This is a genomic window from Micromonospora sp. WMMD729 (assembly GCF_049315225.1).
Classification (GTDB): domain Bacteria; phylum Actinomycetota; class Actinomycetes; order Mycobacteriales; family Micromonosporaceae; genus Micromonospora.
This window is the reverse complement of record NZ_CP186059.1, coordinates 59,154-73,235: the sequence shown is the minus strand read 5'-3', so window position 1 is coordinate 73,235 and position 14,082 is coordinate 59,154. Positions and strand designations below refer to the sequence as shown.

General features: G+C 71.8%; 13 protein-coding genes. 3 read left to right on the top strand and 10 right to left on the bottom strand.

Annotated features, from left to right (window positions below):
- Nucleotides 1–89 precede the first annotated feature (89 nt).
- The 9 genes from ACN263_RS00330 to paaA all read right to left on the bottom strand — a co-directional run bounded on the left by ACN263_RS00330 (nucleotide 90) and on the right by paaA (nucleotide 8,194).
- Entirely contained in the window at nucleotides 90–314 is a 225-nt protein-coding gene (locus tag ACN263_RS00330; RefSeq protein WP_422737844.1) for a hypothetical protein, read from the bottom strand.
- A gap of 89 nt (nucleotides 315–403) precedes the next feature.
- Nucleotides 404–1,114 carry a demethylmenaquinone methyltransferase gene (locus ACN263_RS00325; RefSeq protein ID WP_422737843.1) on the bottom strand — a complete coding sequence of 237 codons (711 nt, stop codon included), beginning with the start codon at nucleotides 1,112–1,114 and terminating at the stop codon, nucleotides 404–406.
- A gap of 126 nt (nucleotides 1,115–1,240) precedes the next feature.
- The gene (locus ACN263_RS00320) at nucleotides 1,241–2,503 is read right to left on the bottom strand and encodes a cell wall anchor protein (RefSeq protein ID WP_422737842.1); all 1,263 of its coding nucleotides are present in this window, start codon (nucleotides 2,501–2,503) and stop codon (nucleotides 1,241–1,243) included.
- Between the two features lie 359 nt (nucleotides 2,504–2,862).
- Entirely contained in the window at nucleotides 2,863–4,053 is a 1,191-nt protein-coding gene (gene mqnC / locus ACN263_RS00315; RefSeq protein ID WP_421474106.1) for a cyclic dehypoxanthinyl futalosine synthase, read from the bottom strand.
- A 434-nt stretch (nucleotides 4,054–4,487) separates the two neighbouring features.
- Complete coding sequence (gene paaE / locus ACN263_RS00310) at nucleotides 4,488–5,597, bottom strand: 1,2-phenylacetyl-CoA epoxidase subunit PaaE (RefSeq protein WP_422737841.1); 1,110 nt, start codon at nucleotides 5,595–5,597, stop codon at nucleotides 4,488–4,490.
- Nucleotides 5,594–6,100: a 1,2-phenylacetyl-CoA epoxidase subunit PaaD gene (gene paaD / locus ACN263_RS00305; RefSeq protein ID WP_422737840.1), complete on the bottom strand. Its 507-nt coding sequence runs from the start codon at nucleotides 6,098–6,100 to the stop codon at nucleotides 5,594–5,596. Before paaD ends, paaE begins: the two co-directional genes overlap by 4 nt.
- A complete protein-coding gene (gene paaC, locus ACN263_RS00300) occupies nucleotides 6,097–6,822 on the bottom strand; it encodes a 1,2-phenylacetyl-CoA epoxidase subunit PaaC (RefSeq protein ID WP_422737839.1) in 726 nt (241 codons plus the stop codon). The genes paaD and paaC overlap by 4 nt, the downstream gene beginning before the upstream one ends.
- Entirely contained in the window at nucleotides 6,819–7,106 is a 288-nt protein-coding gene (gene paaB, locus ACN263_RS00295) for a 1,2-phenylacetyl-CoA epoxidase subunit PaaB (RefSeq protein WP_266248073.1), read from the bottom strand. Before paaB ends, paaC begins: the two co-directional genes overlap by 4 nt.
- Nucleotides 7,103–8,194 carry a 1,2-phenylacetyl-CoA epoxidase subunit PaaA gene (paaA, locus tag ACN263_RS00290; protein ID WP_422737838.1) on the bottom strand — a complete coding sequence of 364 codons (1,092 nt, stop codon included), beginning with the start codon at nucleotides 8,192–8,194 and terminating at the stop codon, nucleotides 7,103–7,105. The genes paaB and paaA overlap by 4 nt, the downstream gene beginning before the upstream one ends.
- Before the next feature lie 371 nt (nucleotides 8,195–8,565).
- Between paaA and ACN263_RS00285 the strand changes: the two genes are divergently transcribed.
- Together ACN263_RS00285 and ACN263_RS00280 are read left to right on the top strand one after the other, a co-directional pair.
- Complete coding sequence (locus tag ACN263_RS00285) at nucleotides 8,566–9,561, top strand: hypothetical protein (RefSeq protein ID WP_422737837.1); 996 nt, start codon at nucleotides 8,566–8,568, stop codon at nucleotides 9,559–9,561.
- Complete coding sequence (locus ACN263_RS00280) at nucleotides 9,561–10,517, top strand: hypothetical protein (protein ID WP_422737836.1); 957 nt, start codon at nucleotides 9,561–9,563, stop codon at nucleotides 10,515–10,517. Before ACN263_RS00285 ends, ACN263_RS00280 begins: the two co-directional genes overlap by 1 nt.
- Before the next feature lie 175 nt (nucleotides 10,518–10,692).
- On the opposite strand, the gene ACN263_RS00275 is transcribed toward ACN263_RS00280, so the two are convergent.
- Nucleotides 10,693–11,544 carry a menaquinone biosynthetic enzyme MqnA/MqnD family protein gene (locus ACN263_RS00275; protein ID WP_422737835.1) on the bottom strand — a complete coding sequence of 284 codons (852 nt, stop codon included), beginning with the start codon at nucleotides 11,542–11,544 and terminating at the stop codon, nucleotides 10,693–10,695.
- Nucleotides 11,545–11,920: 376 nt separating this feature from the next.
- Between ACN263_RS00275 and ACN263_RS00270 the strand changes: the two genes are divergently transcribed.
- Nucleotides 11,921–14,041 (top strand): HelD family protein, encoded by a 2,121-nt coding sequence (locus ACN263_RS00270; RefSeq protein WP_422737834.1) that lies wholly within the window; start codon nucleotides 11,921–11,923, stop codon nucleotides 14,039–14,041.
- Nucleotides 14,042–14,082: the final 41 nt, after the last annotated feature.

Below are 14,082 nucleotides of genomic sequence, written 5' to 3'. Positions count from 1 at the left end.
GAGTGTATGACCGGCGTCATACCTGCGCAGGATCAGGGGTACCTAACTCGCCGATGTGACAGTCCTCGACCGTCCACAGCAGGCGACTGTCAGGCCGGGCTGGGCGCGTCCAGGCCGGCGTCGACCCGGATCGCCTCCGGTAGATGCTCCCGCAGCGCGCCGCCCGCGGCCCGGTCCAGCGCGGCCAACACCTCGGCGACCACCTGCCGGACGTCCGCCGGGTCCGCGCCGGCCAACGCGCGCAACTGCGCGATGAGTTCGGCCGCGTCGTCGTCGGTGGCGGCCACCGGGGTCGCCGGGTTTGCTCCGGTCATGCCGACGAGCCTACGGCGCAAAGTGGACTAAAGTCGGATATTCCTGAAACGCGCGGCCTTCTCGCGTACCGTGCGCGGACCTCCGCGTACTACTGGCGGACGGCCCGGTGCAGCGCGACCACGCCGCCGGTCAGGTTGCGCCACGCCACCCGACCCCAACCCGCCGCGGCCACCCGCCCGGCCAGCGCCGCCTGGTCCGGCCAGGCCCGCACCGACTCGGCCAGATAGACGTACGCGTCGGGGTTGCTCGACACCGCGCGGGCCACCACCGGCAACGACCGCATCAGGTACGACAGGTAGACCGTCCGGAAGACCGGATTGACCGGGGTGCTGAACTCGCACACCACCAGCCGACCGCCCGGCCGGGTCACCCGGGCCAGCTCACGCAGCGCGGCGTCGGTGTCGTTGACGTTCCGCAGGGCGAAGGAGATGGTCACCGCGTCGAAGCTCGCGTCGGCGAACGGCAGCCGCAGCGCGTCGCCGGCCAACAGCGGCACCTCGGGACGCACCCGCTTGCCGACCTGGAGCATGCCCAGCGACAGGTCCGCCCCCACCGCGTACGCCCCGGACTGGGCCAGCTCGCGGGTCGACACACCGGTGCCCGCCCCCACGTCCAGCACCCGCTCACCCGGCCGCAGCCCGAGGGCCGTGCGAGTGGCCCGTCGCCAGGAACGGTCCTGCCCGAACGCGAGCACGGTGTTGGTCAGGTCGTAACGCTCGGCCACGCCGTCGAACATCGCGGCGACCTCGTGCGGTTGCTTGTCGAGACTGGCGCGCTGGCCCTGCGGGGAACGGCTCACCCGGTCCACTCTGCCAGCCCGACGCGAGCCGTCGACCGCTGGGTCCGCGTACCCCGGGTGCCCGGGGTCCTTCGACAAGCGAAAGGGCGGGGTGGTCGCCCACCCCGCCCTCGCGTCGTACCCGGGTCAGTCGGTCGACGTCTCGTCGCCGGGGGCGACCATGACCACCTTGCGGCGGCGGGAGAGCACCAGCAGCGCCCCGCCGGCGAGCAGGATCAGCGCACCGATGCCGCCGATCAGACCGGCCTGTACACCGGTCACCGGCAGCCCACCGCCGCCGGAGCCACCGCCACCAGCGGTCGGCGACGTGGTCGTGCCCGGCGTCGTCGTACCGCCCGGCGTCGGAGTCGCGGTCGGCGTGGCGGTCGGCGTCGGGGTGACGGTCGGCGTCGGGGTCGGCTGCGCGCTGAGGTCGACGAACACGTCGAACTGCGCGGTGTTGTCCACCTCGTCGGTCTCGGTGAACGCCCGACGCTGCGCGCCGGAAGCATCCCGCGGCGCCTCCTCGGGGCTGCCCTGGGCGGCCTCGAGGCCGGCGGCCCAGACGAATCCGGGCCGGAGCACCGACTCGGTCACGTCCTCGCCGACCTTCACCCGGACGTCCGCCGTGTAGAACTGGCCGGGCTTCAGCACGACGCCGCTGTCCTCGCAGTAGGCGTTGGCGAACCCGCCCAGCGGCTGCTCGACGCAGCCCTCCGGCAGCTTGGCGAAGGTGACGCCGGCCGGCAGCGTGATCCCGTACGCCACGCCGGTCGCCTTCTTGCTGCCGTCGTTGTAGACCGCCCAGTCCAGCGGCGCGGTGTCGCCCCGCTTGACCGGCTTGAGGCCGGACTCGCCCGCCTCGTCGCCGTCCACCGTCACGTCGGCGTAGACGTCCTGCACCCAGGTGGTCAGGTCGTAACCCGGCTTGGCGACGGTGATGTCGTGCCGCACCGTGTTGTCCTGCGGGTTGGGGTCGGCGGTGGCCGAGCTGATGCTGACCACCAGGGTGCCGGCGTCGCCGCGACCGCCGGTCGAGAAGATCGGAATACCGAAGTCCTCCGTGGTGCCGGCGGCCAGATCGCCGAGCAGGCAGGTGAAGGTCGTGCCCTTGAGGTCGCAGCCGTCCGGCGCGATGACGCCGACCTTGCGGTTCTTCAGGCCCTTCGTCTCCACGGTGACCCGGACGTCCTTGGCGTCGACCGTGCTCCGGGTGTTGTCGACCTGAAACTTGAACGGCTTCGCCTTGGCCGCCTTGACGCCCTGGGCCAGCTCGTAGCTGAGCGGCACCAGGGCCAGGTCGGCCTGGTCGGCGGCCTGCGCCGGGGCGGCGACGGTGGCCACGCCACCGGCCGCGAGCAGGGCCACGACGCCGGCACGAACCAGCGCCGAGCGGTGGAACGCTGTCATCAGTCCCCCGGGGGTAGGGAAGAAAGAAATGGTTGCGGAACGAGCGGACGTTATCCGAGGTCGATCTCCCACGCCAGCGTGGCGGTCGGTTTTCAACCGTCCGGACTGGACCCGGCACACGGATCGGGCGGGATGGTCACCCATCCCGCCCGATCCGCCGTGCGTTATGTGAACGACCCTCATGGGCCGATGGAGGACGTGCCTCGACGGACGGCCGCACGCTATCCGTCGGCGATCATCTCCACCAGCCCCCGCAGCGGCCTATGCGCCACCGAGCCCACCGGAAGGACCCGTACCGCCGAGCGGCGCGAGCGGAAGCAGGATCCCCGCTCAGCCGAACGGCCGGACCGGGACGGCCCTCAGTTGACCTCCACCAGCGGCAGCGAGCGGCCCGCGCCCCCGCCGGGCAGCGCGATCGAGGAGAAGTGCGAGACCACCCGCTCGTCGGTCGGGTCGTCGGCCGGCGTGTGGTGCACCGCCAGCCGGTTGTAGAGGGTGTCGCGCTGCGCCGGGATGCGGTCGGCGGAGCGGATCATGCCGATCAGCTCGTGCAGGTTGGAACGGTGCCGGGCGCCGGCGGAGGAGATCACGTTCTCCTCCAGCATGATCGAGCCGAGGTCGTCCACGCCCATGTGCAGGGCGAGCTGCCCGACGTCCTTGCCGGTGGTCAGCCAGGACGCCTGCAGGTGCGGCACCGTCTCGAAGAAGAGCCGGGCCACCGCGACCAGCCGCAGGTATTCCAGCGTGGTCGCCTGCGTACGGCCCTTGAGGTGGTTGTTCTCCGGCTGGTACGTCCACGGGATGAACGACCGGAACCCGCCCGTACGGTCCTGCACGTCGCGGATCATCCGCAGGTGCTCAATCCGCTCGGCGTGCGTCTCGCCGGTGCCCATCATCATGGTCGCGGTCGACTCGACACCCTGCCGGTGGGCCAGCTCCATGACCTCCAGCCACCGTTCACCCGACTCCTTGAGCGGGGCGATGGCCTTGCGCGGGCGCTCGGGCAGCATCTCCGCGCCGGCACCGGCGATCGAGTCCAGGCCGGCGGCCTTGATCCGGGCGATGGCCTCGTCCAGGCTGACGCCGGAGACCTTGGCCATGTGCAGGATCTCGCTCGGCCCGATCGAGTGGATGGCGAGCTGCGGGTACGCCTGCTTGACCGAGGAGAACAGCTCCTCGTAGTACTCGACGCCGTAGTCCGGGTGGTGCCCGCCCTGGAGCATCACCTGGGTCGCGCCCAGCTCGACCGCCTCGCCGCAGCGACGCAGGATCTCCTCCGTCGGGTGCGTCCACCCCTCGGCGTGCTTCGGCGCCCGGTAGAACGCGCAGAACTTGCACGCCGTCACACAGACGTTCGTGTAGTTGATGTTGCGATCGATCAGGTAGGTGACGACGTTGTCCGGATAGCGCCGCCGGCGCACCGCGTCCGCCGCCTCGCCCAACGCGTGGAAGGGCGCCTCGGTGTAGAGCAGCAGGGCCTCCTCGGGCGTGATCCGCCCGCCGTCCGCGCCACGCTGCAGGATGTCGTCGATCTCCCGGCTCACCGTCACAACCCCGAGCCTACGCCCGCCCCTCGCCCTTTCCCGGACAGGTACTGACGGCTGTGATGCGCTGCGCACACCGCGCGGCCGGGCTCGCGCCGGACCTGGCTGACCTGTCGACACGGTGTCGGCGCCTCGACGTCGGCCCGGACCACACCCCCCTCGGAGCCTGTCGAGCTGCCCCAATTGTGGGGCGCGGCGCCCGATGGGCATCGGCGCTAGCACGGCCCGAGTCCCGACACCGACACCGCCACCGGGCCTCAACACCGGCACCGGCCCGAGCATCAGAACCGGCCCCGGCATCAGAACCGGCCCGGGGCATTGGCACGCCGGCATCGACCCAGCCCTGCGGCAATGCTGACTGCCCCGTCTATGGGGCAGCTCGACAGGCTCTGCACCCACCGTGGACCCTCCGGCCAGCCACCCGGCCCGCGAGGCGGCCGTCAGGCGTCGTAGTCGACCGTGAGCTTGTCGGTGGTCGGGCTGGACTGGCAGGTCAGGACGTAGCCGGCGGCCACCTCGTCCGGCTCCAGGGCGTAGTTGCGGGCCATCGTGACCGCACCCTCGACGACCTTCGCCTTGCAGGTCGAGCAGACCCCGCCCTTGCAGGCGTACGGCAACTCGCCGCGCACCCTCAGCGCGGCGTCGAGCACCCGCTCCTCGCGCCCCATCGTGAAGCTGGACGAGCGGCCGTCCAGCACGATGGTGACGTCCGTTCCGACGCCCGCCTGCTCGGTGGGACGCGCCACCGGCTCCGGCGGCGCGTCGACGTGGAACAGCTCGGTGTGCACCGCCGACTCCGGCAGACCGCGCGCGGTCAGCACCTCCCGGGCGTCGACGACCATGCCGTACGGGCCGCAGAGGAACCATTCCTCGATCAGCTCGCCGGGGACGATGGTGCCCAGCAGGCGGGCCAGCCGGTCGGCGTCGATCCGTCCGGAGAGCAACGGCGACTCGCCCTGTTCCCGGGACAGCACGTGCACCAGGTGCAGCCGGGACGGGAACCGGTCCTTCAGGTCGGCCAACTCCTCGGCGAACATCACGGTGTTCGCCGTGCGGTTGCCGTACACCAGGGTGAAGGTGCTGGCCGGCTCGACGGCCAGGGCCGTCGCGACCAGCCCGAGCACCGGGGTGATGCCGGAGCCGGCGACGACCGCGCCGTAGTGGCGGACCCGGTCCGGCGCGAACGCCGTGGTGAAGGTGCCCAACGGGGGCAGCACCTCGACCGTGTCGCCGCCGCGCAGCGCGCCGCAGGCGAAGGCCGAGAAGGCGCCGCCGGGGACTTCCCGCACCCCGATCCGCAGCCGGCCGCGCCGGGCCAGGTCGTCCGGGGTGGAGCAGATGGAGTACGACCGGCGTACGTCCTCGCCGTCGTCGGTCACCCGCCGCACGGTGAGGTGCTGGCCCGCGCGGAACGCGAAGGTCTCCCGCAGATCCTCGGGTACGGCGAAGGTGACCGCCACGGAGTCGTCGGTGAGCCGGTCGACGGCCGCGACCGACAGCGGGTGGAAGGCCGGCCGGCGACGGACCGGCCGGGTGATGGTGACTGTCACAGTGCCTTCAGGTGGTCGAAGGGTTCGGAGCAGGAGCGGCAGCGCCACAATGCCTTGCACGCGGTCGAGCCGAACCGGCTCACCTGTTCGGTCTCCGGCGAGCCGCAGCGCGGGCAGCGGACCGCGAGGGTCAGCGCCACCACGCCCGGCGCGGACGCCGGGGCGGGCGGGGCGATCCCGGCGGCGGCCAGCTTCGCCCGCCCGGCGCCGGAGATCCAGTCGGTGCTCCACGGTGGGCTGTAGACCGTCCGCACCTCGACGTCCGGATATCCGGCCGCCGCCAGGGCACGTCGCACGTCGGACCGGATCACGTCCATCGCCGGGCAGCCGGTGTATGTCGGGGTGATGGTGACGACGACCCGACCGGTGACCGGGTCGTCCTCGACCGCGCGCAGGATCCCCAGCTCGTCGATCGTGATCACCCGGATCTCCGGGTCCACCACGCTCGCCGCCGCCGTCCGCGCGTCGGTCCCGGTCCGCTGTGCGGTGGTTCCCGCGGTCACCACTGCGCGCCCGGGTGTGCGCGGTGCAGCACCTGCATCTCGGCCAGCAGGTAGGACAGGTGCTCGGTGTGCACGCCGGCCCGTCCGCCGGTCGGCGCCCAGCCGCGCTCGGGCCGGGTGAGCGTCGCCTCGGCCAGCACCGGACCGACGACCTCGTCGAACGCCGGCCGCAGGCCCGCCGGGTCGACCGGCGCCGCCGGGTCCGCCCCGAACAGCTCATGGGTGTACGGCCAGACGTGGTCCACGGCATCCTGCATCCGGCGGTGCGACTCCTCGGTGCCGTCACCGAGCCGCTTCACCCACAGCGCGCCGTGGTCCAGGTGGTACGCGCACTCCTTGCGGGCCTTCGCGCCGATGGCGGCCAGCCGCTCGTCCGCGCAGCCGGCGAGGGCGGTGTAGAGCGGCACCTGGTACGCCGCCAGGAAGAACAGCTTCGCCATGGTCACCGCGAAGTCGCCGTTGGGCAGCTCGACCAGGAGCACGTTGCGGAACTCGCGGTCGTCGCGCAGGTACGCGAGCGCGTCCTCGTCCCGGCCCGCCGACTCCAGCTCACCCGCGTACGACAGCAGCAGGCGAGCCGCGCCGAGCTGGTCGAGGGCGATGTTGGCGAGGGCGATGTCCTCTTCCATCTCCGGCGCGCGCGTCGTCCACTCGGCCAGCCGCTGCGCGGCGACCAACGCGTCGTCAGCCAGGCCCAGAGTGAAGGCGAAGGGCCCGCTCACAGGTGTGCCACCCCGTCCGGCACCTCGTAGAAGGTGGGGTGACGGTAGACCTTGTCGGCGGCCGGGTCGAAGAAGGCGTCCTTCTCATCCGGGCTGGACGCGGTGATCGCGCCCGCCGGCACCACCCAGATCGACACGCCCTCCTGGCGGCGGGTGTACAGGTCGCGGGCGTTGCGCAGGGCCAGCTCGGCGTCCGGGGCGTGCAGGCTGCCGACGTGGGTGTGCGACAGGCCCCGTCGGGCCCGGACGAAGACCTCCCACAACGGCGAGTGCTCGTTGCTCACGCGGCCACCTTCTCCCTGGTGTCGGCCTGCTCGGCGGCGCGCTTGGCGGCGTACGCCGCGGCGGCCTCGCGTACCCATGCGCCGTCGGCGTGGGCGGCCCGGCGGTGCGCCATCCGCTCCCGGTTGCACGGCCCGTTGCCCTTGATGACCTGCATCAACTCGTCGTAGTCCGGCTGGCTGTAGTCGTACGCCTGCCGTTCCTCGTTCCAGCGCAGGTCGTCATCGGGAATCCGGAGCCCGAGGACCTCGGCCTGCCCGACGCACATGTCGACGAAGCGCTGCCGCAGGTCATCGTTCGAGAAGCGCTTGATCTTCCAGGCCATCGACTGGGCGGAGTGGGTGGAGTCGCCGTCCGGCGGGCCGAACATGGCCAGCGAGGGATACCACCAGCGGTCCACGGCGTCCTGGGCCATGGCCTTCTGCGCCGGGGTGCCGTGCGCGAGGGTGTGCAGGATCTCGTACCCCTGGCGCTGGTGGAACGACTCCTCCTTGCAGACCCGGATCATCGCCCGGGCGTACGGCCCGTAGGAGCACCGGCACAGCGGCACCTGGTTGACGATCGCCGCGCCGTCCACCAGCCAGCCGATCGCGCCGACGTCGGCCCAGCTCAGGGTGGGGTAGTTGAAGATCGAGCTGTACTTCTGCCGGCCGTCGAGCAGCAGCTGGACCAGTTCGTCGCGGCTGATCCCGAGGGTCTCGGCGGCGGCGTAGAGGTAGAGGCCGTGGCCCGCCTCGTCCTGCACCTTGGCCAGCAGGATCGCCTTGCGCTTGAGCGAGGGCGCCCGACTGATCCAGTTGCCCTCGGGCTGCATGCCGATGATCTCGGAGTGGGCGTGCTGGGCGATCTGCCGGATCAGCGTCCGGCGGTACGCCTCGGGCATCCAGTCGCGCGGCTCGATCTTCTGCTCCGCGTCGACCACCTCGGCGAAGTAGGCCGCCAGGTCCTCGTCCGGCGCCGGTCCGCCGCGCCGGTCCCGAGCGGCGGCGGCGCGAAGCTCGGCCTCGGCCGCCTCGACCTCGCCGAGCAGACCCGCGCCGGGCGCGTCGTCCGGTGCGTCGCCGGGGGCGGAGAAGTCGTTGCCATACATGAGGACAAGTGTTACAGCTTGCGCCCGAATGCACTAGGGGGTGTAACAGGAAACCCGAGTGACGTTCCGTCACCGATGGGTGGGTCGCCGCAACCCACCGTGACACCGGCGGTTATGACGTGGCTCACGGGAAAGAGGGTAAAACCCCTATAACGCGCATAACGCTGCGATTTTCTCCCGATTTCGCACGTTGCCTGGTGTCGACCTCTGGCGATCGGGCCGTCCGGACGTAGACTTCTGCCGGTCACACGATCGGCTGCCCCCACGCCGGCTCCATCCAGGCCACCTCCCCCGGCCACGGCGAACGCACCGGTCGCCCCGGACAACGAAGCCGGTCCCCCCGGCCCTGACATCTGGAGCTCACCCAACTCATGCGATCTCGCGTGACCATGGTGCTCGCCGTCGTGGCGGTGATCCTCGGTGGCGTCCTGCTGGTCCCCACCGCGTACGCCCGACTGTCCAGCGACGCCGGCGAAGGCGGTGGCGGTGAAGGCGGCGGCACCACAAGCGTCGCCGCGCCCGCGCCGGCCCCGCCGCCACCGCCCACGCTGGCCGCCGGCCGGGTGTCGGTGGCCTTCAAGGGCGAATACTTCTCGTGGGCGCTGCTCGACCGGAAGACCGGCAAGGTCTCCGGATCGTCGAACATGAGCGCGACCAGTTCCACCGAGTCGATGATCAAGGCGTGGATCGTCTCCGACTACCTGCGCCAACTCGGGGACAAGGAACCGACCAGCGGGCTCAAGCAGATGGCCAGCCTCGCCATCATCGACAGCAACGACAACGCGGCCAACAAGGTCTACGCCGCCGCGGGCGGGTCGTACAAGCCGTCGAAGAGCAGCACCCCGGACCCGGTGATCCAGCGGGCGATCAGGATCTGCGGCCTGACCGACACCAAGCGCGGCAACACCGAGCCGTACACCGGCTACTGGAGCTTCACCCGGATGTCCCCGCGCGATGCCGTCCGGCTCGGCGACTGCATCGCCGACGGTAAGGCCGCCGGCCCGAAGTGGACAAAGTGGGTGCTGGACCAGATGGCCAAGGTCCGGGGCACCACCGCGAAGAAGGACCAGCGGGCCAGCTCCGGCGGTGGCCGTTGGGGGATCATCGACGGCCTGCCCAAGTCGATCACCGCGCAGGGGCCGGTCAGCATGAAGAACGGTTGGACGCCGATCGCCTCCGACGGAAACTGGCACGTCAACTGCCTCGCGGTCAACGGAAAGTGGAGTCTCGCGGTGATGCTGCGCTACCCGATCAGGCAAGGGCTGGACTACGGCGCGCAGGTCTGCGCCAGCGTCGCCACCCAACTGGTCACCCCGCAGCCCGGCGCCGCGCTGAAGGTGCCGCAGCAGCCGGTCGGGAAGCTCTGATGGCCGGCAATCGACGGGCCGACCGGCGCGGTGGAGGCGAGACCTCGCCGCTGCGCCTGATCGCCGTCGCGGTCATCCTGATCGGGCTGGTGCTGGTGTCGCTGCGCCTGCTGCCCGGGTCACCGTTCGAGTCGACCGCCGCCGCCAAGTGGGGTAACTCCGACGCGACGACCAGCGGCCGGTCCACCGACGCGGCCACCGACCGCAGCGCCCGCCAGCCGGACCCGCCGAGCCCCAGCCCTTCGTTGAAGCCGCTGCCGTTCCAGGCCAAGAACCTCGACCTCGACATCGAGGGCTGGTACTCCTGGAGCGTCCTCGACCGCCGTACCGGGCAGATCATCGGTTCGAAGAACATGGACGAGACCAGCACCACCGCGTCGCTGATCAAGTCCTGGATCGTCGCCGACTACCTGCGCCGCGCCGCCGAGGCCGGTCAGACACCGAGCGACGCGAAGCTCGCCGACGCCACCCGCATCATCCGGGACAGCGACAACACGCGGGCCGAGCAGTTCTACAACTCGGTCGGCCGGGACGCCTCGATCCGGCGGCTGCTCTCCATGTGCAAGCTGACCGACAGCAGCGTCGCCCCGGACAAGGGTTGGTCCCGTACCGCCCTCTCCCCCCGCGACACCGCCCGGCTGGGCAACTGCATCGCCACCGGCACCGCCGCCGGACCCAAGTGGACCAAGTGGCTGCTCAACGAGATGAAGCTGGTCCGGGGCGCCGGCGACTTCGGCATCCGCAAGGCGTTCCCGCCGGCACAGCAGAAGCAGATCGCCATCAAGAACGGGTGGATCGACCGGACCGCCGAGCAGGAGATGCACATCAACTGCCTGGCCATCGGCGACACCTGGACGATGGGCGTGATGGTCCGCTACCCGATCGGCATGGGCTACGAGTACGGCATGAAGAACTGCCAGAAGATCACCGAGGCGCTGCTGCGCCCCGGCACCTGATCCGCCTGTCCCTCAACGTCAAGAGCGCCGCTCTGCCCAGCAGAGCGGCGCTCTTTCGCTTCACGGCGCCTTGGCTGGCGCGGCGGCTTGCCCGGCGCAGTGGCTCCGCGGCGCAGTGGCTTCGCGGTGCGGAGTCCTCCGTGGTGCTGCGGCGTCCTCTCGGGCGGGCCGGGTGTCAGCCGGCGAAGAAATCCGGGCCGCCGTCCGGCAGCGGCGGGACCTCGCCGAGCGCGGCGACCCGCCGGGCGAACTCCCGCAGCCCGGCGACCTGCCGCTCGCCCAGCGAGAAGTCCAGGGTCCGGAAGTAGGTGGCCAGTGTCGCGGCGTCGAACGCCTCCCAGCGCGCCGCCGCCTCGGCGACCTGGTCCAGCTCGGAGAGGCAGAGGTCCCGCGAGCGCAGGAACGCCTCGTGCACCTCCTTGGCCATGCCCGGGTGCGCGGCGGCGAAGTCGCGGCGGACCGCCCAGACCGCGAAAACCATCGGCAGCCCGCTCCAGTCCCGCCATGCCTGCCCGAGGTCGGTCACGGTGAGACCCCGCAACGGCGCCTCGTAGTACGCCCGCAGCGCCACGTCCCCGATCAGGACCCCGGCGTCGGCCTCTAGCAGCATCTGGGTCAGGTCCGGAGGGCAGCGGAAGTACTCGGGCCGTACGCCGTACCGCTCGGTGAGCAGCAACTGTGCCAGCATCACCCCGGTCCGCGAGGTCGACCCGAGCGCCACCCGGGCGCCGTCCAGCTCGGCGAGAGGCCGGGTGGAGACCATGTTGACCGAGAGCACCGGACCGTCGCTGCCGACCGCCAGGTCCGGCAGGAGGAGCAGCTCGTCGGTGTGCTTCAGGTACTCCATCAGGGTGATCGGACCGATGTCGAGGTCGCCGGCCACCAGCGCCGCGCTCAGCCGATCCGGCGAGTCCTTGTGCAGGTCGACGTCGAGCAGGCTGCCCGAGCGCATCAGGCCCCAGTAGATCGGCAGGCAGTTCAGGAACTGGATGTGCCCGACCCGCGGGCGTGCGACGCGCTCAGCCATGACCCGACCGTATCCCCGGCCTCGGGATCCAGCCCGGCGGGCCGGCCCGGAGTGGCCAACCCCGCACCCGACCCACCCCGCCGCCGCGCTCCAACTTCGCTGAAGTCGGGGTGTCCGGGGCCGGTTGACACCGCGATATCGGTGAACTCGTGTCGATCATGCCGACCTCGACGAGTTCGGGCCTGGACGACGCGCCGACTCGTCCGGGTGGTTGGTTCGGTAATTCGGTGGAAGGGTCGGGTGGGAAGGCGTAGGGTTGCAGCCCGCTTGACGGCCGAGGTGAGCTGCACCGGAACGGACGTCGTCGCGCCGGGAGGTCGGCCATCCGCCCCCGGAAACGCGAGCGAGCAGCAGATGTGAACGATGGGACGTCAGCATGCCCGCACCTGACCTCGACACAGCTCTCGACGCGGATCTCGCCGCCGAACGAGCCCACCTGGCCACCTCGCGCGCGGCCCTGGGCCGGATGCGGGAACGGGCCGAAGCCCTCTTCTCCACCGGTGACCAGGTCGCCGGCGACTCCTACGCGGCAGAGACGCTCGGCCGTACGCTCGCCCGCCGGGTCGCCGAGTTGGCCGACGACCCCACCACGCCACTGTTCTTCGGCCGCCTCGAATTCGGCGAAGGACCACACGACGGGGCACCAGACAGCGCGGACACGGTCGACGCCAGCGGCGGCGAGCATGCAGGTCGGCGGTACCACGTGGGACGGCGGCATGTCACCGACGAGCGTGGCGAGCCGCTGGTGCTGGACTGGCGGGCGCCGGTCTCCCGCTCGTTCTACCGGGCCAGCGCCCGTGACCCGCAGGGAGTCGCGGTGCGGCGGCGGTTCGGGTTCAGCAACGGGGTGTTGACCAGCTTCGAGGACGAGCGGCTGGACCGGGGCGAGGAGCTGGGTACGGCCAGCCGGATCCTCACGGCCGAGATCGAGCGGCCGCGCGTGGGGCCGATGCGGGACATCGTCGCCACCATCCAGCCGGAGCAGGACGAGCTGGTCCGGGCCGACCTGGCCGACTCGATCTGTGTGCAGGGTGCGCCGGGCACGGGCAAGACGGCCGTCGGCCTGCACCGGGCGGCGTACCTGCTCTACCTGCACCGGGAGCGGTTGCGGCGGACGGGGGTGCTGATCGTCGGGCCGAACCGGGCGTTCCTGTCGTACATCGCGGCGGTGCTGCCGGCCCTCGGCGAGGTCGAGGTCGAGCAGGCCACCGTGGAGGAGCTGATCTCGCGGGTGCCCGTCCGCGCGGTGGAGACGTCGGCCGCCGCCGCGCTGAAGCACGACGCGCGGATGGCGACCGTGCTGCGCCGGGCGGTGGAGTCCCACATCGGTACGCCGACCGACTCGATCACCGTCTCCGACGGCTCGTTCCGGTGGCGGATCGGGCTGGAGCCGCTGCACCGGATCGTCGAGGAGACCCGACGCGAGGGGTTGCCCTACGGCACCGGCCGGGAGCGGGTCCGGGCGCGGGTGGTCAGTCTGCTGCAACGGCAGGCCGAGGCGCGTCGGGCCGAGTCGCCGAGCGACGCGTGGCTGCGCCGGATGGGCCGGTGCCGGCCGGTGGTGGATTTCCTGGACGCGGTCTGGCCGGCGCTCACCCCGGAAGGGCTGGTGCACGGCCTGTTCGCTGACCCGGCCCGGCTCGCCACCGCCGCGGAGGGGCTGCTCAGCGATGCCGAGCAGGAGTTGCTGGTCTGGGCGAAGCCGGCGCGTACCCCGAAGGCCACCCGCTGGACCGCCGCGGACGCCGTGCTGGTCGACGAGGCGGCCGGGCTGTTGGAGCGGCCCTCCGGGTTCGGGCACGTGGTGGTGGACGAGGCGCAGGACCTGTCGCCGATGCAGTGTCGGGCCATCGCCCGGCGCAGTGAGCACGGTTCGGTCACGCTGCTCGGTGACCTCGCGCAGGGCACCGCGCCGTGGGCGGCCACCGACTGGCGGGAATCCCTGCGGCACCTGGGCAAGCCGGACGCCGCGGTCGTCCCGTTGACGGTCGGCTTCCGGGTACCCGCCGCGGTTGTCGCCTTCGCGAACCTGCTGTTGCCGGCGCTCGCGGTGGACGTACCTGCGGCGGAGTCGCTGCGGCACGACGGCGGCCTGGAGGTGCGTACCGTGGCCGACCTGACCGCGGCGACGGTTGCCGAGGTGCGCGCGGCGCTCGCGCACGACGGATCGGTCGGTGTGATCGCCGCGGACGACGCGGTCGACGGGCTGCGCGCGGCGCTGGCCGCCGCCGGCGTGGCCAGCGCGACCGCCGACGACGTCACGGCCGCCCAGCGGGTCACCGTGGTGCCCGCGACGCTGGTCAAGGGCCTGGAGTACGACCATGTGGTCGTGGTCGAGCCGGCCGCGATCGTCGCGGCCGAGCCGCGCGGGCTGCACCGGCTGTACGTGGTGCTCACCCGCGCGGTGTCCCGGTTGTCGGTGCTGCACACCGAACCGCTGCCCGCGCCGCTGCTGCCGGAGCCGCAGGCCACACCGCGGGCGCCGATGCCGCGGTAGGTCTCTGACGTCGGTTCCGGGGCGTCGGACGTGGGCGAGCC

Excerpts from the sequence above, each read along its gene's own strand:
- ACN263_RS00330 (WP_422737844.1), bottom strand. The coding sequence starts at position 314 with ATGACCGGAGCAAACCCGGCGACCCCGGTGGCCGCCACCGACGACGAC.
- ACN263_RS00320 (WP_422737842.1), bottom strand. The coding sequence starts at position 2,503 with ATGACAGCGTTCCACCGCTCGGCGCTGGTTCGTGCCGGCGTCGTGGCC.
- paaA (WP_422737838.1), bottom strand. The coding sequence starts at position 8,194 with ATGTATGGCAACGACTTCTCCGCCCCCGGCGACGCACCGGACGACGCG.
- ACN263_RS00285 (WP_422737837.1), top strand. The coding sequence starts at position 8,566 with ATGCGATCTCGCGTGACCATGGTGCTCGCCGTCGTGGCGGTGATCCTC.
- ACN263_RS00280 (WP_422737836.1), top strand. The coding sequence starts at position 9,561 with ATGGCCGGCAATCGACGGGCCGACCGGCGCGGTGGAGGCGAGACCTCG.
- ACN263_RS00275 (WP_422737835.1), bottom strand. The coding sequence starts at position 11,544 with ATGGCTGAGCGCGTCGCACGCCCGCGGGTCGGGCACATCCAGTTCCTG.
- ACN263_RS00270 (WP_422737834.1), top strand. The coding sequence starts at position 11,921 with ATGCCCGCACCTGACCTCGACACAGCTCTCGACGCGGATCTCGCCGCC.